This is a genomic window from Caniella muris (genome assembly GCF_943193035.1).
GTDB classification, from domain to species: Bacteria; Actinomycetota; Coriobacteriia; order Coriobacteriales; family Atopobiaceae; genus Granulimonas; species Granulimonas faecalis.
Genome location: NZ_CALPCK010000001.1, coordinates 27706 through 48698, shown reverse-complemented (window position 1 = coordinate 48698; position 20993 = coordinate 27706). Strand labels below are relative to the sequence as shown.

Below are 20993 nucleotides of genomic sequence, written 5' to 3'. Positions count from 1 at the left end.
GTCGTTTTCAGGTGCGCTTGATGCGGGTGAAAGAGGGGGTCCTAGGCGAGGAGGCTCTCCTTGGCGGCGACGGCCAGCTTGTCCTGGACGGCCTCGGCGTCCTCGCGGGTGGCGCCGGTGGTGAACAGGTAGGCCTTGATCTTGGGCTCGGTGCCGGAGGGGCGCACGATGACCTTGTGGCCGCCGGCGAGGCGGTACTCGAGCACGTTGGCCGCAGGAAGGGTCTGGGCGGGGTCCTCGGGGTCCTTGTTGAGGATGGGCATCTCCACACACCCCGCGTAGTCGGTGCAGCCCTCGACGTCGTAGCCGGCGATGGTCAGCGGCTGCTGGGCGCGGAGGCCCTTCATGATCTGGGCCATCTTGTCGGCGCCGGCAGCGCCCTCGAAGGTGACGTTGACCACGCCGTTGAGGTAGAAGCCGAGCTCGCGGTAGAGCTCGTCCATGGCCTCGTAGAGGTCCTTGCCCTGCTTGGCGTACCAGCCGGCCATCTCGCAGATGAGCATGGAGGTGACCACGGCGTCCTTGTCGCGGGCGTGGGTCCCGGCGAGGTAGCCGTAGGACTCCTCGAAGCCCAGCAGGTAGCGGTCGCCCTCGCCCTTGGAGGTGAGCATGTCGATCTGGCCGCCGATGTACTTGAAGCCGGTGAGCACGCGGCGCATCTCGAAGCCGTACTTGCCGGCCAGGGCGTCGGGCATGGCGGAGGAGACGATGGTGGAGACGACGACCTTGCGGGAGACGTCCTCGCCGGCCTCCTGCTTCAGGCGGGCGAGCCAGTCGATGAGCAGGACGCCCACCTCGTTGCCGGAGAGCAGCTTGTAGTCGCCGTCGTGGGGCACGGCGATGCCCACGCGGTCGGCGTCGGGGTCGGTGGCCAGCAGGAGGTCGGGCTTGACCTCGTCGCAGAGCTCCAGGCCCTTCTGCAGCGCCTCGCGGATCTCGGGGTTGGGGTAGGGGCACGTGGGGAAGTCGCCGTCGGGCTCCCTCTGCTCGGGCACCACGACGACGTTGTCGATGCCCACGCGCGACAGGATCTTGGTGACGCACTCGAGGCCGCTGCCGTTGAGCGGGGTGTAGACCACCTTGAAGGAGCCGTCCTCGGCCACGCAGCCGGGCACGGAGACGGCCTGGATGGCGTCGAGGTAGGCGTCGATGACGTCGTCGCCGACCCACTCGACGAGGCCCTTCTCCTGCGCCTCGCCGAAGTCCATGGACCTGACGCCGGTGAAGATGTCGGTGCCGTCGATGGAGGCCTGGATCTCGTCGGCGGCCTCGTTGGCGATCTGGCAGCCGTCGGGGCCGTAGACCTTGTAGCCGTTGTAAGGCGCGGGGTTGTGGGAGGCGGTGATCACGATGCCGGCGTCGCAGCCCAGGTGGCGGGTGGTGAAGGAGAGCACGGGGACCGGCTCGATGCGCGGGGCCACGAAGCTCTTGATGCCGTTGGCCGCGAGCACGCCGGCGGCGGCCCTCACGAACTCGTCGCCCTTGTTGCGGGAGTCGCGCATGATGGCGACGGTGGGGTTCTCGCAGTGGGCGTTGAGGTAGTCGGCCAGGCCCTGGGTGGCCTGGGAGACGGTGTAGACGTTCATGCGGTTGGTGCCCACGCCCAGCACGCCGCGGAGGCCGGCGGTGCCGAACTCGAGGTCGCGGTAGAAGGCGTCGACGATGGAGTCGTCGTCGCCCTTGGCGAGCAGGTCGGCGAGCTCGGCGGCGAGCTCGGGCTCGTCGACGTTCTCCTTCCAGAGCTGCGCGCGCTCCTGGATCTTGGTGTCCATGGAAACCTCTTTCCGTTTGAGGGGTCACGAACGGGCGTTCAAACCCGGTTCACCCGTCTGGTTGGCCCCATTCTATGTTTATCAAGATGGATTGTTGCCGCTTTGGGCGCTCTTCAGGGCCGCGCACCTTTTTTACAGAAGAGTCCGGTATTTGCAGGGCCTTCGGGGCGGCGCACGCGCCGCCGGGGGCGGCCGAGCGGGTATCATGGCCCAAGGCGACGACCCGGGAGGACCCTTGGAAAAGATCGACTTCACCCATGCACGGTTCTGCGCGGCCTATGGCACCCCAGACCAGATCCCCGAGGCCAAGCGACCCGAGGTCTCCGTGGTGGGGCGCTCCAACGTGGGCAAGTCGTCGCTCATCAACCGCCTCGTAGGCCGCAAGGCCCTCGCCAAGGTGAGCTCCAAGCCGGGCAAGACGGCCACGGTGAACTTCTACGACGTCGACGGCATCTACCTCGTGGACCTGCCGGGCTACGGCTTCGCCAAGGTGAGCGCCGCCGAGAAACGTCGGTGGGCCGACCTCATCGGCGGCTACTTCGACCAGGAGCGCAGCTTCAACCTCGTGGTCTCGCTCGTGGACATCCGCCACGAGCCCCAGAAGCTCGACCACGAGATGGTGGGCTTCCTCAAGGAGGGCGGCTTCCCCTTCGTGGTGGTGCTCACCAAGGCCGACAAGCTCAGCCGCGCCCAGCAGCAGCGCCAGCGGGCCCTCATCGCCCGGGAGCTCGACATCGACCCCGAGACGATCCTGGTCACCTCGGCCGAGAAGGGGCAGGGCATCGACGAGCTCAAGGACGCCATCTCGGCGGCCTGCGTCTAGGCCCCCTCAGCCCCCTATCCTGAACCTCCGGCCCGCCACCGCCACCAGGCCCTCCCTGGCCATGCGCCCCAGCTCCCTGGAGAGGGCGCTGCGGTCGACCCCGAGGTAGTCGGCGAGCTGCTGGCGGCCCACGGGCACCTCGAACCACTCCCCCTCCCCGACCCCCCGCGCCTCGCGGGCGGCGGTCAGGTAGGCCATGACCTTCCCCCGGATGGTGCGGGGCGCCGTGTGTAGGGCCCGCCTCGACAGGCCCACGTTGCGCCGGGCCAGGATCTCCGAGAGGTTGCGGGCCACGGGGGCGCAGACCGGGTCGCCGGAGAGCTCGAGGAGGCGGGCGGCGTCGAACCACAGCACGCGGCCGTCGGTGTCGGCCACCACGTCGACCATGAGCGGCTCGTCCCCAAGGACCGCGTAGGCCTCGGCGAAGACCTCGCCCGGGGCGGCCCAGCCGATCACCGCGGTCTGGCCCAGCCCGTCCGCGGCCTCCATGCGCACGCGCCCCTCCACCACGAGGCCCGCCCACACCCCGACGTCCCCCCGCGACAGGAGGCGCTCCCCCTGCACGCACCCCCGGAGGGAGAAGCCCACCATCCCGGCCAGCTGGGCGAGGCCCTCCTCCCCCACCCCCGCCAGCAGCCGGCTCTCAACCATTTTGGGTCCCCCTCAGCCTTCTCGCGATGTTGCAATCGCAACATACCACGGCCGACCGACGGCCTAGGGTGTGGCCCATCCGGAACTCACCCCGAAAGGAGCCCCATGACCGCCCAGGAGACCGAGGAGATCCAGGCCGAGCTCGCCGCCGCCCTGCCCCACGAGATGTTCTGCTTCCAGTGCGAGCAGACCGCCGGGGGCACCGGCTGCCAATGGCACCAGGGGGTGTGCGGCAAGCACGCCACCACCTCCAACCTCGAGGACGAGCTCACCGGCGACCTCGTCGCCTACGCCCGCTGCGTCCACGACGCCGGGGTGGCCTCCCCCTGCGCCCACGCCTCCCTGCCCATGGTCGAGGGGCTGTTCTGCTGCATCACCAACGTGTGCTTCGACGACGACGCCGTGCGCGCCCTCATCGGCTCCATCCGCGAGCGCATCGACCACGTGAGCGGGCGCCACGGCCTGGACGCCGCCGACTACCCCGCTTACGACATGGGTCTCGTCTGGAACGCCGACGAGGACGTCCGCTCCCTCAAGAGCCTCCTGCTCTTCGGCCTGCGGGGCATGGCGGCCTACGCCTACCATGCCGCCATGCTCGGCGCCCGGTCCCAGACCGTGGACGACTTCTTCTTCCGCGCCCTCTACGGGCTCTCGGCCACCGACGACCCGCAGGCCCTCCTCGACCTCGTGCTGGAGTGCGGCCGCGTGAACCTGGAGTGTATGGCCATACTCGACGAGGCCAACACCTCCACCTACGGCGACCCCGTGCCCACCACCGTGGACCTCGCCGTCGAGCCCGGGCCCTTCATCGTGGTGACCGGCCACGACCTCCGCGACCTCGAGCAGATCCTCGAGCAGACCGACGGCCGCGGCATCAACGTCTACACCCACGGCGAGATGCTCCCCGCCCACGCCTACCCCAGGCTCAAGGAGCACCCGCAGCTCAAGGGCAACTTCGGCACCGCGTGGCAGAACCAGCAGCGCGAGTTCAGGGAAATCCCCGCGCCCATCGTCTGGACCACCAACTGCCTCATGCCCCCCAAGGACTCCTACGCCGACCGCGTCTTCACCACGGAGGTCGTGGCCTACCCCGGCTGCACCCACATCGACGCCGACGGGGACGGCCGCAAGGACTTCACCCCCGTCATCGAGCGCGCCATCGAGCTCGGGGGCTACCCCGAGCGCCACGGGATGACCGGCATCAACGGGGGCACCCAGGTCACCTGCGGCTTCGGCCGCAAGACCGTCCTCGACAACGCCGGCGCCATCGTGCAGGCCGTGAAGGACGGCGCCATCGGCCACTTCTTCCTCGTGGGCGGCTGCGACGGCGCCAAGCCGGGCCGCAACTACTACACCCGCTTCGTCGAGGAGACCCCCGCCGACAGCGTGGTGCTCACCCTCGCCTGCGGCAAGTACCGCTTCAACGACCTCGACCTCGGCGAGGTGGCCGGGCTGCCCCGCATCCTCGACATGGGCCAGTGCAACGACGCCTACGGCGCCATCCAGGTGGCCCTCGCCCTCGCGGACGCCTTCGGCTGCTCGGTCAACGAGCTCCCGCTGTCCTTCGTCCTCTCCTGGTACGAGCAGAAGGCCGTCTGCGTGCTGCTCACCCTGCTCGCCCTGGGCGTCGAGGACATCTACCTCGGCCCCGACCTGCCGGCCTTCGTGAGCCCCAACGTCCTCGGCATCCTGCAGGAGCGGTTCGGCATCCGCGGCATCACCACGCCCGAGCAGGACATGGCGGAGATGCTGGCCTAGCCTCAGACGCCCACGGGCCCTCCAGCCCCATCCGGGCCCCCGTCCGCGGGGGCCCTTTCTTTTGGCGGTCTACCATGGAGTCCGCTCCCCGCGGGATTGAATACCTGCAAAGGGGTAGGATTATGCCTGTGGCCGACCGGCCACCTTGCACCGGCTTTGGAGGAAAGCATGCGTATCGCAACCAGCGTCAGCGCCGCCATCGGCGACACCCCCCTGATCGACCTGTCGTTCCTCTGCGACGGCGACGTGACCCTGCTCGGCAAGTACGAGGCCGCCAACCCCGGCGGCTCCGTGAAGGACCGCGTGGCCCGGGCCATGGTGGACGCCGCCGAGAACGACGGCACCCTGGAGGAGGGCGGCACCATCGTGGAGCCCACCAGCGGCAACACCGGCGTGGGCCTGGCCATGGTGGCCGCCGAGCGCGGCTACGGCATGATCCTCGTCATGCCCGAGACCATGAGCGTGGAGCGCCGCAAGCTCGCCGCGGCCTACGGCGCCAGGATCGAGCTCACACCCGGCGCCACCGGCATGGCCGGGGCCGTGGAGCGCGCCGAGCAGATCGTGGCCGAGACCCCCGGGGCCGTGATGATGGGCCAGTTCTCCAACCCCGAGAACCCCCTGGCCCACTACCGCACCACCGGGCCCGAGATCTGGCGCGACACCGACGGCGCCGTGGACGCCCTGGTGGCCGGCGTGGGCACCGGCGGCACGGTGAGCGGCACCGGGCGCTTCCTCAAGGAGATGAAGCCCTCCGCCCAGGTCTTTGCCGTGGAGCCCGCCGAGTCCCCCATCCTCGAGGGCGGCCAGGCCGGCCCCCACAAGATTCAGGGCATCGGCGCCAACTTCGTGCCGGACAACTACGACGCCGAGGTGGTCGACGAGGTGCTCGCCGTGACCGGCGACGACGCCATCGCCATGAAGGACCGCCTGGCCGAGCAGCTCGGGCTGCTCGTGGGCATCTCCGCCGGCGCCGCGGTGTCCGCCGCCGTGGAGCTCGCCAACCGCGAGGACATGGAGGGCGCCGTCATCGTGGCCGTCCTGCCCGACACCGGCGAGCGCTACCTCTCCCTCATCGAGGCGTAGGGCCTGGAGCCGGCCGGACCCCCTGGCCCCTCGATGAGCGGCTTTGAGCCCCTCGGTGCGCGGATTCTCGCGCACCGAGGCTTCGTGCGCGCCCGAACCGCTCACCGAGGGGCCTCTCGGCACTCACCGAAAGACCGCAGCGATTCCAAGGGCACCGGGCGCGGGTACCGGACGCCCGGCCCGACCTTTCCGCTGCCTTTGGGTCCCGCCTTATTTCATGGGGTCGCGCCGCCCCGCCCCCACCCGGGACGCCGCAAGCGGTAGCATGGGTTGACTTTGCTTGACAACCCAAGAGAGGCGCACCATGAGATTCTACGCGACCTGCCCCACCGGTCTGGAACACCTCCTCGCCCAAGAGCTCGAGAGCCTGGGCGTGCCCTCCGTGCGCCCGCTCCAGGGTCAGGTGGGCTTCGAGGGTCCCCTCAAGTGGGCCTACGTCGCCTGCCTGTGGAGCCGCATCGCCAGCTCCGTCGTCGCCGTCGTGGAGTCCGGCCCCGTGACCGGTGCCGAGACCCTCTACGACCTCGCCGCCGCCATCCCGTGGGAGGACCACCTCCCCGTGGGCGCCACGTTCGCCGTGTACACCTCCGGCACCATGGAGGGCCTCGACAACACCCTCTTCACCAGCCAGAAGGTCAAGGACGCCGTCGTCGACCGCATGCTCGCGGCCAAGGGCACCCGTCCCAACGTCGACACCGACGACCCCGACCTCCGCATCCGCGTGCGCATCCGCGAGGGCCACGCCACCATGGGGATCGACATGAGCGGCGAGCCCCTGTTCCGCCGCGGCTACGAGAAGGCCGCCCGCCGCGCCGCCATCCCGCCCCAGCGCCCCGACTACGCCGCGGCCGTGCTCGAGCTCGCCGGCTGGTGGCGTACCGTGCGCCGCCCCATGCCCTCCGTCTGTGTGGCCTTCTCCGGCGGCGGCACCCTGGCCGTCGAGGCCGCGTCGGTGGCCCTCGACCGCGCCCCAGGCCTCCTCCGCGTGCGTTGGGGCTTCTCCCGGTGGCTCGGCCACTCGGAGCGCAGTTGGTCGCAGGTACGCAACGAGGCCGAGCGCCGCGCCGCCGCGGGCGCCAAGAACCCCCTCGTGCTCGTGGTGAGCGACACCCGCGAGGGCTTCGGCGCCGACTGCCGCGCCCTGCTCAACTCCGCCGGCATCGACCGCGACCCGGTGGTCGTGCCCGCCCGCGAGATCTCCCGCGCCGGGGCCGAGCTCACCGACGACCGTCTCGTGGCCGTGGACCTCGCCTGGCTGCACGCCGACGAGGCCGCCCGCGAGGCCGAGGCCCTCTCCTACCTCACCGGGCTCTGCTCCGGCCTGCCCGAGGGCACGGCCGCCTGCACCCTGGCCCGCGACGGCGCGCTGGACGCCCTCCTCGGCATCGAGCCCGAGGACGAGGTAGAGTCGCTCATGGGCAAGAACAACGTCTACCTGCGCGGCTACGCCGACATCGCCATGGATCCCCCGGCAGCGGTCACCCTTAAGGACGGCTCCGAGGTGCCGGTGCTCATCCCCGTGACCGACCAGTTCGCAGCCCGCCTGGAGAAGGACGCCAAGGAGCGCTCCAAGTGGGCCGAGGACGAGGACGTCACCTGCTACCGCGTCTACGACCAGGACCTTCCCGACTACAACGTGGCCATCGACCTCTTCCGCGGCGCGCCCCAGACGCCGGGCCGCTGGCTCGTGGTCTCCGAGTACGCCGCACCGTCCGAGATCGACCCCGAGAAGGCCCGCCGCCGCCTCATCGACGTGCTCACCGTGGCGCCCCGGGTGCTCGGTGTGCGCGGCCGCGACGTGGCCCTGCGCGTGCGCCACAAGGCCAAGGGCGGCTCGCAGTACGCGGCGCCCGAGGACATCACCCGCACCATCAAGGCCCGCGAGCTCGCCCGCAACGTCCCCGGCCGCCCGGCCCGCAAACCCAAGCCCCGCTACGTGGACGGCGTGGAGCTGCCCGAGGGCTGCAAGCTCGTGGAGGAGGGCGGCCTCACCTTCGAGATCAACCTCGTCGACCGCCTGGACTGCGGCCTGTTCCTCGACCACCGCGACGTGCGCGCCGAGATCCGCGAGATGGCCAAGCAGATGAGGGGGTCCAAGCGCTTCCTCAACCTGTTCGCCTACACCGGCACCGGCACCGTCTACGCAGCCGACGGCGGCGCGGGCTACACCACCACCGTGGACCTCTCCTACACCTACATCGACTGGGCCCGCCGCAACATGCAGCGCAACGGCTTCGACGGCGAGGAGCACGAGTACGTGAAGGCCGACGTCCTACGCTGGGTGGACGAGCAGCGCAAGACCCGCAACCGCTGGGACCTCGTCTACTGCGACCCGCCCACCTTCTCCAACTCCAGCTCCATGGGCGAGCGCAGCTTCGACGTCCAGCGCGACCACTCCGAGCTGCTCATCGGCATCTCCCGCCTGCTCACCCGCGACGGCGTGTGCCTGTTCAGCTGCAACCTGCGCGACTTCACGCCCGACGTCGAGAAGCTCGACCGCTGCGGCGTTACCGTCGAGGATGTCACCGAGCGCACCATCCCCCACGACTTCGAGCGCAACTCCAAGGTGCACCACGTCTACATCGTGCGCCGCAAGCCCATGAGCGAGGAGAAGCGTGCCGAAATCGAGGCCCGCAAGGCTCGCGGCGACCACGCCGGCAAGCGGGCCCCCGACAGCCGGTACCGCGGCGACCGCAGGCCCGGCGGCTTTGGCGGCGGCAGGGACGGTCACGGGCGCGGCGACCGGCGGGACGGCCGTCACGGCTCGGACGGCCGCACGGACCGCAGGCCCGGCGGCTTCCGCGGGCGCGACGGGCGCGACAACGACCGGCGGGGCGGCGGGTTCAAGGGCGGCAGGCCCGGATCGGACCGCGGCGGGTTCAAGGGCGGCGACCGCCGCGGCCCGCGCGGCGCAGGCCCCTCGGGCAACAACCGCCGCGGCCAGGGCCGCGAGGGCGGCAACCGCCACTGACATACCTGTCCCGGGAAGGGCGGTCGGCGCGCGTCGTCGGCCGTCCTTCCCCGTTTCTGCCGCGGGACGCGTAGCCCCGGCTCAGACGGGCCCCGACGCCCTGCCGCCCCCATGGCCCCACCGATGGGCACCCCCTGCCCGGAAACCGGTGCCACCCTGCAGAAAGGCCCCGTGCAAGAGGGGTAGACTGGGTGGGTTTCAACGATACCTGTCCCTCGATTGGAGTCACCATGGCATCAACCGTCCCGGCCGTCGCCAAGAAGGCGGGCCACGGCGCCATCCCCTTCTCCCTGGGCATGTCCCTCGTGACCTTGGGCGTCGTCTACGGCGACATCGGCACGAGCCCCCTCTACGTGATGAAGGCCATCGTCGCGGGCAACGGCGGCCTCGCAAGCGTCTCCCAGGACATGATCATCGGCGCGGTGTCGCTGATCCTGTGGACCGTGATGCTCATCACCACGGTCAAGTACGTGCTGGTAGCCATGCGTGCCGACAACCACAACGAGGGCGGCATCTTCGCCCTCTACTCCCTCGTGCGCCGGTGCGGCAAGTGGCTGATCCTGCCGGCCATGATCGGCGGCGCGGCGCTCCTCGCCGACGGCATCCTCACCCCCGCCGTCACGGTCACCACGGCCATCGAGGGCCTCCGCACCATCGAGGTGGGCCACTCCTTCCTCGGCGAGACCCCCACCATCGTGGTGATCATCACCATCGTCATCCTGTGCGGGCTCTTCCTCCTGCAGCGCGCCGGCACGAGCTCAATCGGCCGGATGTTCGGTCCGGTCATGTGCGTGTGGTTCCTCTTCCTGGCCGTCACCGGCGCGATCAACCTCGTCGGCAACCTCGACATGCTCCGCGCCCTCAACCCCCTGCGCGGCGTCATGTTCCTGTTCGGCCCCCTCAACAAGGCCGGCTTCGCCGTCCTGGGCTTCGTGTTCCTGGCCACCACCGGCGCGGAGGCCCTCTACTCCGACATGGGCCACGTAGGCCGCTCCAACATCTACGCGTCCTGGCCCTTCGTGGTGTTCTGCCTGTTCCTCAACTACCTCGGCCAGGGCGCCTGGATCGTGGCCAACGCCGGCAACGCCGAGCTGGCCGCCACGGCCGAGCTCAACCCCTTCTTCGAGATGATGCCCGTGGACATCCGCGCCTTCGCCGTGGTGCTGTCGGCCGTGGCCGGCCTCATCGCGTCCCAGGCCCTCATCACCGGGTCGTTCACCCTGGTCTCCGAGGCCACGCGCCTGAACCTCCTGCCCCACCTGCGCGTCACCTACCCCTCCCAGACCAAGGGCCAGCTCTACATCCCCATGGTCAACACCGTCATGTGGATCGGTTGCATCGGCGTGGTACTGCTGTTCAAGACCTCCTACAACATGGAGGCCGCCTACGGCCTGGCCATCACCCTCACCATGCTCATGACCACCCTGCTGCTCACCGTCTACCTGTCCAGGGTGCGCCGCCACACCGGCCTCGCCGTGATCTTCGCCTGCTTCTTCGTGGCCCTCGAGGGTGCCTTCTTCCTCTCGTCGCTCTCCAAGTTCTTCCACGGCGGCTACGTCACCATCCTCATGGCGGCCGTCATCTTCTTCATCATGTTCGTCTGGCGCCGCGGCAGCGCCATCGAGCGCTCGCAGTCGGTCTTCCTGCCCGTGGCCCGCTACATCCCGCAGCTCAGGCGCCTGTCCGACGACGACACCATCCCCATGCTCGCCGACAACCTGGTCTTCCTCACCAACGACGCCAGCTCCGACATGCTCGACCGCGACATCCTCTACTCGATCCTCGACAAGCGCCCCAAGCGTGCCCGCTGCTACTTCTTCGTGACCGTACGGGTGACCGACGAGCCCTTCACCCACGCCTACACCGTCAACGACTTCGGCACCGACTTCGTCTTCAAGTGCACCCTGCACCTGGGCTTCAAGGTCAACCAGCGCGTGAACGCGTACCTCCGCCAGGTGGTGGGCGACCTCGTCCGCAGCGAGGAGATGGCCCCCCAGCCCATCCGCTACTCCATCTACCGCGACCCGGGCTCCATCGGCGACTTCCGCTTCGTGATGCTGCGCAAGCTCCTCACCCCCGAGACCGAGCTGTCCGGCGAGGACCGCACCGTCATGAGCGTCAAGTACGCCATCCGGCGCATCTGCGGCAGCCCCGCCCAGTGGTACGGCCTGGCCACCTCCGGCGTGCTCTTCGAGTACGTGCCCCTGTTCAGTCGCATGGCGCCGGTGACCGTGCTCGAGCGGGTTCCCCTCTCCCTCTCCTCCGACCTTGCGGCCGAGGAGGGCGACGACGAGGACGACATCCTCTCCCTCGACCTTGCCGACGAGATGGCCGACGTCATCGCCGACACCGAGGCCAACGTCATCGGCGGCGAGGAGTCGGCCGACCGCACCGGCGTGCACCCCAAGGTGGTCTTCGACGAGGAGGGCCGCCCCGTGCGCATCGAGCGCCCGGGTCACCACGGCCACCACCACGGCCGCGGCAGGAACTAGACCGCGACCGCCCTGTGCGACCTTACGAGAACGGGGGCGCCGGCCTTGCAGTGGCCGGCGCCCCCGTTTTCTTGGGCAGGGATCGGGGAGGGGCTCATGCCCCGAGGAGCCGGAGCAGGTAGTCGCCCACCCCGCCGTCGTCGTTGGTGAGGCGCGTGGAGGCGTCGGCAAAGGGGGCGACGCCCGGCTGGGCGTTGGCCATGGCCACGCCGAGGCCGGCGGCCGCGAGCATGGAGGTGTCGTTCATGCCGTCCCCGAAGGCCACGGAGTCGGCCACGGGCACCCCCAGGTGGCGGCAGAGCCACTCCAGGGCGCTGCCCTTGGACGCCGCGGCGTCGCTGATCTCGAGGTTGCACGACTCCGAGGAGGTCCAGGAGAGGCTCGGGTCGGCCTCCACGGCGGCGATGCACTCGTCGCGCTCCTCGGGCGTGTGGTAGTACACCGAGAGGCGGTCCACCCGGCCGAGGCCGTCGACCACCTCGTCCAGGGGCTCGTCGACCACCGTCCTCGACCGGCGGATCTGGTCGAGGAACCCCGGCGTCAGGCCGTAGGTGTGCAGGCGGTCGAAGCGCTCCCGCTCGGCGAAGGCGCGGCCGTCGGCCATGACGTCTATCTCGATGTCCAGATGGCGCACGGCCCGGTAGACGGCGCGGGCCCTCCCGGGGCCCATGGGGGTGGCGTGGATGACGCCGTCGCCCCCGGCCCGCACGGCGGCGAGGTCCACCACCACGGCGCCGTTGACGCACACGGCATGGCGGGCGCCGGGCAGCGAGCGCAGGGACTCCGGGAGGCCTGAGAGCGGCCTGCCGGTGCAGACGACGAACTCGCCGCCGGACGCCGCGAGGGCCTCCAGGGCGCGCAGGTTGGTGGGGTGCACCTGCTTCTCGGGCGTGAGGAAGGTGCCGTCGAGGTCGGAGAAGACGATGGCCATGGGGCTCCTAGTGGGGCGACGACTGGGCGAGGGGTGCCGGCAGCGGGGGCTCGTCGCCCGCCCGGCCGGCGATGGGCACGTAGACCGGGCACGTGGACGCCCACGGCACCACATAGGCGGGGCGGATGATGCGGCTGGCGCCGTAGAGCTCCTCCATGCGGTGGGCCACCCAGCCCGAGAGGCGGGCGATGGCGAAGATGGGCGTGTGCATCTCTGCGGGGATGCCCAGCATGTCGTAGACGAACCCCGCATAGAGGTCCACGTTGGCGCAGAGCGGCTTGGAGGTGCCGCGGACCCGCGAGACCACGGCGGGCGCCAGGTCCTCGATGGCCTCGATGGTGTGGAACCTCCTCGAGAGGCCCTTGTGCTCGGCCAGGGCCCCGGCGTAGCGCCGGATGATGGCGGCGCGGGGGTCGCTCAGGGTGTAGACGGCGTGACCAATGCCGTAGAGCAGCCCCGTGCCGTCGAAGGCCTCCCCCGCCGCGATCTTTGCGATGTAGGCCTCCATGGCCTCGGTGTCCGACGGGTCCGCCACGTGGTCGCAGACGTCGTCGATCATCTGCCCCACCTTGAAGTTGGCGCCGCCGTGCTTGGGCCCCTTGAGCGACCCCATGGCGGCCGCGTAGGCCGAGTACGGGTCGGTCCCCGACGAGGAGAGCACGCGGCAGGTGAAGGTGGAGTTGTTGCCGCCGCCGTGCTCTGCGTGGAGCATGAGCATGGTGTCGAGGACCTGGGCCTCCTCGCGGGTGTAGCCCTCGGCCCCCCTGAGGACCCGGAGGATCGTCTCGGCCATGGAGAGGCCGGGCTCGATGGGCGGGATGGAGAGCTCGGACTGGTTGGCCTCGGCCGAGTACGCGGCGCTCGCGATGGCGGCGATGCGCGGCAGGCGGGCGAGCAGCGAGATGGCGACGTCGACCTCGTGCTGGGGGTCCGTGGCGTCGGGGTCGTCGTCGAAGGCGTAGAGCAGCAGCGTGGCGCGCTGGAGCACGTTCATGATGGACGTCGAGGCCGTGGTGCGCGGGAAGAGCGAGAGGTAGCCCACGGGGAGCGCCCGGCGGGAGTCGATGCGGTCGTTGAAGTCCGCGAGCTGGGCGTAGGTGGGCAGCTGGCCGCTGATGAGCAGGAAGGCGAGCTCCTCGTAGCCGAACCGCCCCTCGGAGGCGGCGGCCCCCACGAGGTCGCCGATGGAGTAGCCGCGCAGCAGGAGGTCGCCCTCGTCGGGCTCGATGCCGTCGGGGCCCTTGCGGTAGCCGTGGACGTCGCACACGGTGGTGAGGCCGGCCACGACGCCGGAGCCGTCGGGGTTGCGCAGGCCGCGCTTGACCCCGTAGTGCTCGTAGAGCGCCGGGTCCGCGGCGTCGATGTTGCGGAAGCCCTCGTAGAGGGCGTCGCTCACCGGCTCGCGGCCGCAGGAGACCGACGGCATGGGACGCACGTCGGTGACGTGGAGCATGGCGCTCGTGCTGGCCGACGGGATAACGGGGCGGTAGTGGGCGGTGAGGCTCTCTTTGTTAACGGTCATGGCTCTCCTCGGGGCCGATGGCCGCCTCCCTCGGGCGGGACGCCTAGAGGCGGTACATGAAGCGGAAGACCTCTTCGCGCTGGAAGGTGATCTGGACGCCGAGCTCGCCCTGGAGGGCCGCGAGCTCGCCCTGGAGGGTGTCGAAGTCCACGTCGACGGCGCCGAGGTCCACCAGCATGGTCATGGTGAAGACGCCTTGGAGGATGGTCTGGGATATGTCGAGGATGTTCGCGTCATGACGGGCGAGCACGGCGGTGACCGCGGCCACGATGCCGGCGCGGTCCGAGCCGAGGACGGTGAGGATCGCGCGGCCGCTGGTATCCTGGCGTTCCTGAGCCATGGTGCCTCCATACAACGAGGGCCCCGGGGCATGCCCGGGGTCCGGGAAGGGTCGGGTATGAATTCTAACGGACGCCGCCGGCGAGGCCCCTAGGAGACGCAGGATTGAAAGCGGGCCGTAATCTGGTCCTCCGACTCGTGGAGCGCGCAGCAAAGCTCCTCCACGGAGCGGTCGTGGGCCTCCTTGTAGATGCGCTCGTAGATGACGGGGGCCTTCTTGTGGTTGGCCTCGACGTCGGCGATGCGGGAGCGGAAGGTCTTGGCGATGCGCACGACGTCCGAGCAGGAGCCGTGGCGGATGACCTTCTTGAAGTGCTTCTCCTCGAGGACGGCGGAGCGGTCGGTGAAAGGGTCGAGCTCCATGTCGGGGTAGCTCTCGATGAGGGACTCGGCCTCGTCGGCGGACAGGACCGGCCGGAGGTTGGCCTCGGAGGCCACGGGGTACTTGATGAGCATGGGGTTGCGCCCGTGGGTGGGCATGAGGTGGTAGACCGGGGAGTCACCGCCCTCCACAGCCTCGACGCAGCAGACGCCTTGACCCGGATGGACGATGTAGTCACCGATTTGGTACATGTTTTCCTCCGTTTCACTTGCATCTATGCTAGCACAAGATATACTGGTTTGTTTTTGTCGTTACTGCGGGACACCCCTCGGGGGCGGCGGCGCTCTGTGGCCTTTTGGGAGGAACCCGTCGGGTACCTGCCGGGATGCTAGGATTGGTGCGTTGTCCCGCGAACGGAGCGCCATGAGGGTCTTGGCCATAGTGCCTGCATACAACGAGGAGGAGAGCCTCCAGTCGACGGTCGAGGAGCTCATGGCGAGCTGCCCGGACGTGGACGTCCTCGTCATCAACGACGGCTCGCGGGACGCCACGGGCGCCATCTGCGACCGCGAGGGCTACAACCACCTGGACATGCCCATCAACTGCGGCCTCACGTCCGGCTTCCAGGCCGGCATGAAGTACGCGCTGCGCCACGGCTACGACGCCGCCGTGCAGTTCGACGCCGACGGCCAGCACCGCCCCGAGTACATCGCCGAGATGGCCCGGGCCATGGAGGCGCAGGGGGCCGACATCGTGATCGCGAGCCGCTTCCTCGAGGGCGAGCGCGGCCACTCCCTGCGCCACATCGGCAACTCGCTCATCTCGCACCTCATCCGCGCCACCACGGGGGCCTCCATCACCGACCCCACGAGCGGCATGCGCATGTTCAGGCGCAGCACCTTCAAGGCCTTCGCCGCCGGCATGGACATGGGCCCCGAGCCCGACGCCGTTGCGCTGCTCGTGCGCAAGGGCGGCGCCAAGGTGGTCGAGGTCCCGGCGTCCATGCGCGAGCGCCAGGCGGGCGAGAGCTACCTCTCCCCCGCCAAGGCCGTCACATACATGGGGCGCACCTGCCTCAACATCCTGTTCTTCCAATGGTTCCGATAGGAGCTCCCATGGACCGCTCCCTGCGCATACTCCTGATCGTGGGCGCCGCCGCGACCCTGCTGCTCATCTGCAGCGCCGTCAAGCGCCAGAAGATCCAGATCGAGGACTCCCTCTTCTGGATCTGCTTCTCCGGCCTCCTCGTGGTCCTGGCGGTGTTCCCCCAGATCGCGTTCTGGCTGTCCGCGCTCCTGGGCTTTCAGTCGCCCGCGAACTTCGTCTACGTGGTGATCATCGCGCTCATGCTCGTGAGGGAGTTCCGCAACTCGTCCAAGATCTCCACGCTCAAGTACCGGGTGGACCAGCTGGCCCAGGAGGTGGCGCTCGACGAGAACGACCGCGGCGCCGACAAGGACGAGGGCCGCTGAGAGACGGCCCTCGGGGACGCGGGGCCGCTGGGCCGCGGGAAAATGGAGAACGACCGTCAGGGGCCGCCGGGGGCGGCCCTTTTTACGTGGCGGGCCGCCTAGGGCCTAAAGACCGCGCGGTTGTTGGGGGTCTCGTCGACCTCCACGGCCGTGACCGGCAGCCCCATGGCGCGGAGCTCGCCGAAGACGTGGCGGGCCAGGTTCTCCGCCGTGGTGCGGAACGGCAGCACGGTCAGGGAGAAGGTCTCGGCCTCGAGGGCCGCCACGGTGGCGGGGGCGAGGGTGCCCTCCTCCACGAGGAGGGTGTGGTCGAGCGAGTCGCAGACCTCGGCCACGGCACGCTTGACCACGGAGAAGTCCACCACCATGTCGCGCATGTCGCCGTCCTCGACGAGGCTGTCGGCGCCGAACGTCGCCACGACGCGCCAGCGGTGGCCGTGGAGGTTCTCGCACTTGCCGTCGTAGCCGTGGAGGAAGTGGGCGGAGTCGAAGTGCCCCTCGGCGATGAGCTCGTACATGGCGGCCTCCCCGCGTTCGCGCGGCACCCGTGGGAAGCCGCTGTGGACGCGGTGCATCATACCCCACGGCCCCGGAAAGAGCGTGTATGCTTGACCCGTTTTCCTCCCCTTCAAAAAGGAGCAAGCCTTGGCGAGCCGCGCCCCCGTGTCCGTCCTGTTCGTCTGTCACGGCAACATCTGCAGGTCCACCATGGCGCAGTCCGTCATGGAACACCTCGTGCGGGAGGCCGGCGAGGAGGGGCTCTGGACCGTGGACTCGGCCGCCACGAGCACCGAGGAGCTCGGCAACCCGCCGCACCCCGGAACCGTGGCGGAGCTCGCACGCCACGGCATCCCCTGCGTCCCCCACCGGGCGCGGCGGATGCGCACCGACGAGCTCGACGACTGGGACCTCGTGGTCTACATGGACGGGGAGAACCTCCGCGGCCTGCGGCGCATCCTCGGCCCCGCCGCCCTGGACGGCGGGCGCGTGAGGCCGCTCCTCTCGTTCGCGGACCCCGCCTACGCCCGCGGCCGCACCGACGTGGCCGACCCGTGGTACACCGGCGACTTCGAGGCCACCTTCCGCGACGTCTACGAGGGCTGCAAGGGGATGCTCTCCCGTGGCTGAGGCCTCGCGGCGCCGGGTGGCGCCCTGGGCGCTCGCGGCCGGCCTCGCGGCCCTCGCCGCCCTGCTCTGGCTCGCGTGCTCCACCCTGGGCGGCATGGCCTGGAGGGACGCCCTCTTCCCCGCCGTCCTCGTGCCCTCGGCCCTCCTCGTCGCCCTGAGGCGGCGCGCCCTGGCCGCGCGCCCGGGGGCCGCCGTCCTGGCCGCGGTGCTCCCGGTGGGGCTGCTCCTCTGCGCCTACATGCCGGCCATCGTGTCCGTGAGCTGGGACGGCTACGCGCATTACCGGGCCGCCAACCGCATCGCCCAGGGGCGGGTGACCGTGAGCTCGCTCGCCGACGACGTCCTCTACGACATGGACGGCATCTACGACGTGGGCCTCTACCCGCTCGGGACGAGCGACGACGACTGGCACCCCAACTGGGAGTCCATCCTCTCGGAGGAGGGCATGGACCACGCCAACGCGCGGTTCGAGGAGCTCGACGAGGTGGTGTCCACCCGCAAGACCAACGTCACCCCGTGGGAGCCCACCACCGTGGGGCGGCTCCCCAACGCGCTGGGGCTGGCCGTCGGCGACCTCCTCGACGCGCCGGTGCTGGTGCGGCTCTTCCTGGGGCGCGTGTGCAACCTGCTCGTGTACGCGGCGGTCATGGCGCTGGCCGCGTCGTGGCTCAGGCGCGGGGGATGGGTGGTCTTCGCCGTGGCCGTGACGCCCACGCTCGTGTTCATGGCCTGCAACTACTCGTACGACCCCTTCGCGATCTCCCTGGTCACACTGGCCGCAAGCCGCTTCGTGGGCGAGCTCCAGCGCCCCGACGAGCGCCTCACCGCGGGCAGGGCGGCCTGGATCCTCGTGCCGTTCCTCGTGGGGACGGTCACCAAGGCGGTGTTCGTCGCCTCGGCCCTCATGCTGCTCTTCATGCCGAGGACGAAGTTCGCCGACGCCCGCGGGCACCGCGCCTGGGTCTGCGCCTGCTGCGCGACGGCGGCGGCGGTGCTCGCCACGTTCGCCGTGCCGTTCCTGCTCGCCGGAGGCAGCGTGGGGGCCGACACCCGCGGGGGTGCCACGGACATCGACTCGCGGCGGCAGCTCGCCTTCCTCCTCGCGCACCCGGTCACCTACCTCGCCACCCTCGTGGGGAGCTTCCTCTGGGCCTTCAACCCCGTGGCCGTGTTCCAGCAGCTCCCCGTGAACCTCTGCTACCTGCCCATGCCCGGGGGCTGGCCCCTCATGGCCGCGGGGTGGCTCTGCCTCGTGCTGCTGGCCGCCCTGCTCGACCGCGGGCCCGTGGACGACCGATGGCGCGGCCCCGCCGTCGGCTGGGGGACCTTCGCGGGCATCGCGCTGTCGCTCGTGCTGATGGCCACGGCCCTCTACCTCGGCTACACCGACGTGGGGGCGCCGCTGGTGAGCGGCATCCAGGTGCGCTACCTGCTCTTTGAGATCTCGCCGTTCCTGCTGGTGTGCCTCAACTTCGGCACGGGTCCCAGGCGCCGGCTCGAGGCTCGGCTGGAGGCCGTGGGGGGCACGGGGCCGGCCCGCCGGGTGATGGGGGCGCTCCCCCAGGCGGCCCTGTGGGCGGGCTTCTGCCTGCTGTGGGCCGTGGCGGCGTTCGGGTTCCTCGTGCGCTTCTAGGCCCGCGGGGGCGGCGCACGGAGTCCCGGATTGGGACAGAAGTGCCCGACCGTTGGGACAAAAGTGTCCGACTGACGGGACAGGGTCGGCGGGCTCAGGCGGTGTGGGCCGCCACCCAGGCCAGGGCGTTGGCCACGGGGTCGCCGGACTCCTCGCAGAGGCCGAAGCCGCCCTCCCAGACCGCCGTGAGGTCGGCAGTGGAGACGCCGTCGTAGGAGCGGAGCGCCCACGCCAGGTCCATGGCGGCGGTGAAGGGCGCCTCCGACTGCGCGAGGCCCACGTTGACGCGCCACGCGGGCGCCACGGTGCCGGCCGAGAAGGCCTCCCCTCCCGGGGCCAGGTAGGCCAGGGGGTCGCAGAGCGAGCAGCGCTCCGGCGGCGTGAGGCCCTGGGCGTCGCGCACCGTGAGGTTCTGACCCCAGGCGCCCACGTACATGGGGTCCCAGCCCGCGAGGGAGCGGTACTCCCACTGCCGGTGGTTCAGCAGGTCGTAGACCATCTCGGAGTAGTGCAGCGTCTGGGTGTCCGGGATGCCCAGGAGCTGGTTCTCGGCCGTGTCGCAGCCCACGCCGTCGAAGGCCGTGCAGGCGAGCGTCGGCACGGCGAGGGCGCGCACGTAGGCGCCGAGGGACCCCACCCGGACGGTGCCGCGGGAGGGGCTGTAGGAGAGCCAGGGGTCGCCGTCGCCGTTGAGGGAGGCCACATAGGCCTTCGCGGTCTCGAAGGGCAGGCTCTTGATCTGCGCATGGGCGCCCTCGACCGTCGAGGCCGCGCCGAGGTCCACGTCGAGGCCCGCGGACGCCACGGCCTCCGCGTTCTGCTGCGCACCCGCGGCGAGCTCCTCGGCCGTCCCCGTGGACGACGGCTGCACCCCGGGAAACGACGCCTGCTCGGCCGCGCCGCGCACCACGGTGGCCGGGAACGCCGTGGCGTCGAAGAACCGCTTGGCCGAGCCCTCGAGCTCGGAGAGCACCGCCTGGAGGTAGGAGCCGTCGCTGGCCTCGCCGTCGAGGGTCTCGTCGAGCGCCAGGGGCGCGTTGTCCTGGTCGGTGAGGCCCAAGCCGGAGACCCAGCGGCCGAAGGACCCGGACAGGTCCCGGGAGAGGGCCGACGTCCAGCGGTCGGGCGAGCGCGTGCCGTCGTCCACGTGGCGGCCGTAGAGCCACTCGTAGGCGCCGTCGGCGGAGGCGAGGGGGCCCACCGGGTTCCAGATCGCGCAGCCGGAGGGAGCGTCGGAGAGGGTCGCGCCCCCGCCGTCCCAGCGCGCGGCGCCCTCGGCGTCGAGGAAGGGGTCGAACCCGGGGGCGTCGCCCGACGCGCCGAGGCACGCGACGAGGGAGGCGCCGGCACCCACGCCCAGACAGAACACGCCCGAGGCGCCGCCGGGCAGGAGGCCCGCGTTGAGCCGCAGGAACCGGATGGCGCTCTTGAGGTCGCAGACGTTCCACGGCAGGCCGCCGGGCACGGTGCCGTCGCCGGAGGCCTGGCCCCGCGACTCGAAGCCCGTGGTGCGGCCGCGGCACCCGGCGAGCACGTAGACGCACCCGGCGTCCATGTAGGGCTTGAGCCCCTCGTAGGAGTAGGTGCCCGCCGGCGTCTGGCCCCTCCACGAGGCGGAGTCCACCGGCATGACCACCGGGGCGTTGGAGGAGTCGAACGACCCCACCTTCGCCCCCTCGGCCACGGTGCAGGAGAAGGTGTCGCCCTTGGCCTCGGCGTCGAAGTAGGCGCCGGGGACGAATATCGAGAGCCGCTGCACGGTGGTGGAGGCCGGCGTCAGGCAGTAGGGCACGCAGAGCCGGTAGTAGACGTCGTGCTCCTCGTCATGGCTCCAGGCGGAGGCATCGAGGGCGAGGTCGTCGTAGGCGTGGACGTTCACGGAGGGCCCGTCGTCGGGGGCCGCCGGGGCGGGCGCGGGGGCGGGCCTGCCGCACGCGGAGAGGACCGCGCCCAGGGAGGCGGCGGCCGAGGCCGCAAGAAAGCTCCGTCGCGTGCATGCCATGGGACCCTCCCCTACTCGCCTGCCCTACGGCCCTTAGTATCCCGCGCCGCGCGCCGGGCCACGACATCTCCAGACCGCTGCCCGAATCCCCTCC

At 70.6% G+C, this 20993-nt stretch carries 17 protein-coding genes; 9 read left to right on the top strand and 8 right to left on the bottom strand.

The window, feature by feature from the left end; all coding sequences use genetic code 11:
• Positions 1-41 precede the first annotated feature (41 nt).
• Positions 42-1772: a phospho-sugar mutase gene (locus NFR49_RS00205; protein WP_251157708.1), complete on the bottom strand. Its 1731-nt coding sequence runs from the start codon at positions 1770-1772 to the stop codon at positions 42-44.
• A gap of 205 nt (positions 1773-1977) precedes the next feature.
• Here NFR49_RS00205 and yihA point away from each other — a divergent pair, with 205 nt between their 5' ends.
• A complete protein-coding gene (gene yihA / locus NFR49_RS00200; protein ID WP_251157707.1) occupies positions 1978-2595 on the top strand; it encodes a ribosome biogenesis GTP-binding protein YihA/YsxC in 618 nt (205 codons plus the stop codon).
• Positions 2596-2601: 6 nt separating this feature from the next.
• Here the strand turns inward: yihA and NFR49_RS00195 are convergent, their stop codons facing one another.
• Positions 2602-3246 (bottom strand): Crp/Fnr family transcriptional regulator, encoded by a 645-nt coding sequence (locus tag NFR49_RS00195; protein ID WP_251157706.1) that lies wholly within the window; start codon positions 3244-3246, stop codon positions 2602-2604.
• 105 nt (positions 3247-3351) lie between these two features.
• On the opposite strand from NFR49_RS00195, the gene hcp reads away from it, so the two are divergent.
• The 4 genes from hcp (at position 3352) to NFR49_RS00175 (ending at position 11550) form a co-directional block, all read left to right on the top strand.
• Positions 3352-5004: a hydroxylamine reductase gene (gene hcp, locus NFR49_RS00190; protein ID WP_251157705.1), complete on the top strand. Its 1653-nt coding sequence runs from the start codon at positions 3352-3354 to the stop codon at positions 5002-5004.
• 168 nt (positions 5005-5172) lie between these two features.
• The gene (cysK, locus tag NFR49_RS00185) at positions 5173-6087 is read left to right on the top strand and encodes a cysteine synthase A (protein ID WP_251157704.1); all 915 of its coding nucleotides are present in this window, start codon (positions 5173-5175) and stop codon (positions 6085-6087) included.
• Positions 6088-6391: 304 nt separating this feature from the next.
• Positions 6392-9058 (top strand): bifunctional 23S rRNA (guanine(2069)-N(7))-methyltransferase RlmK/23S rRNA (guanine(2445)-N(2))-methyltransferase RlmL, encoded by a 2667-nt coding sequence (rlmKL, locus tag NFR49_RS00180; RefSeq protein ID WP_251157703.1) that lies wholly within the window; start codon positions 6392-6394, stop codon positions 9056-9058.
• A 230-nt stretch (positions 9059-9288) separates the two neighbouring features.
• On the top strand, positions 9289-11550 hold the full coding sequence (locus NFR49_RS00175) for a KUP/HAK/KT family potassium transporter (RefSeq protein WP_251157702.1): 2262 nt from the start codon (positions 9289-9291) through the stop codon (positions 11548-11550).
• A gap of 94 nt (positions 11551-11644) precedes the next feature.
• Here the strand turns inward: NFR49_RS00175 and NFR49_RS00170 are convergent, their stop codons facing one another.
• The 4 genes from NFR49_RS00170 to NFR49_RS00155 form a co-directional block, all read right to left on the bottom strand.
• Positions 11645-12481 carry an HAD family hydrolase gene (locus tag NFR49_RS00170; protein ID WP_251157701.1) on the bottom strand — a complete coding sequence of 279 codons (837 nt, stop codon included), beginning with the start codon at positions 12479-12481 and terminating at the stop codon, positions 11645-11647.
• Positions 12482-12488: 7 nt separating this feature from the next.
• Entirely contained in the window at positions 12489-14003 is a 1515-nt protein-coding gene (locus tag NFR49_RS00165; protein ID WP_251157700.1) for a citrate synthase, read from the bottom strand.
• Between the two features lie 43 nt (positions 14004-14046).
• Positions 14047-14343: an ACT domain-containing protein gene (locus NFR49_RS00160; protein WP_251157699.1), complete on the bottom strand. Its 297-nt coding sequence runs from the start codon at positions 14341-14343 to the stop codon at positions 14047-14049.
• 89 nt (positions 14344-14432) lie between these two features.
• On the bottom strand, positions 14433-14915 hold the full coding sequence (locus NFR49_RS00155) for a CarD family transcriptional regulator (RefSeq protein ID WP_251157698.1): 483 nt from the start codon (positions 14913-14915) through the stop codon (positions 14433-14435).
• Between the two features lie 172 nt (positions 14916-15087).
• Here NFR49_RS00155 and NFR49_RS00150 point away from each other — a divergent pair, with 172 nt between their 5' ends.
• Positions 15088-15771, top strand: a complete 684-nt coding sequence (locus NFR49_RS00150) for a glycosyltransferase family 2 protein (protein ID WP_251157697.1) — start codon at positions 15088-15090, stop codon at positions 15769-15771.
• Positions 15772-15779: 8 nt separating this feature from the next.
• Entirely contained in the window at positions 15780-16136 is a 357-nt protein-coding gene (locus NFR49_RS00145) for a DUF2304 domain-containing protein (protein WP_251157696.1), read from the top strand.
• 98 nt (positions 16137-16234) lie between these two features.
• On the opposite strand, the gene NFR49_RS00140 is transcribed toward NFR49_RS00145, so the two are convergent.
• Positions 16235-16654: a 6-pyruvoyl trahydropterin synthase family protein gene (locus tag NFR49_RS00140; protein ID WP_251157695.1), complete on the bottom strand. Its 420-nt coding sequence runs from the start codon at positions 16652-16654 to the stop codon at positions 16235-16237.
• A gap of 127 nt (positions 16655-16781) precedes the next feature.
• Here NFR49_RS00140 and NFR49_RS00135 point away from each other — a divergent pair, with 127 nt between their 5' ends.
• On the top strand, positions 16782-17264 hold the full coding sequence (locus tag NFR49_RS00135; RefSeq protein ID WP_251157694.1) for a low molecular weight protein-tyrosine-phosphatase: 483 nt from the start codon (positions 16782-16784) through the stop codon (positions 17262-17264).
• Positions 17257-18897 (top strand): DUF2142 domain-containing protein, encoded by a 1641-nt coding sequence (locus NFR49_RS00130; RefSeq protein ID WP_251157693.1) that lies wholly within the window; start codon positions 17257-17259, stop codon positions 18895-18897. The genes NFR49_RS00135 and NFR49_RS00130 overlap by 8 nt, the downstream gene beginning before the upstream one ends.
• 94 nt (positions 18898-18991) lie before the next feature.
• Here NFR49_RS00130 and NFR49_RS00125 read toward each other — a convergent pair whose 3' ends face one another.
• Complete coding sequence (locus tag NFR49_RS00125) at positions 18992-20899, bottom strand: hypothetical protein (RefSeq protein ID WP_251157692.1); 1908 nt, start codon at positions 20897-20899, stop codon at positions 18992-18994.
• Between the last annotated feature and the right edge of the window lie 94 nt (positions 20900-20993).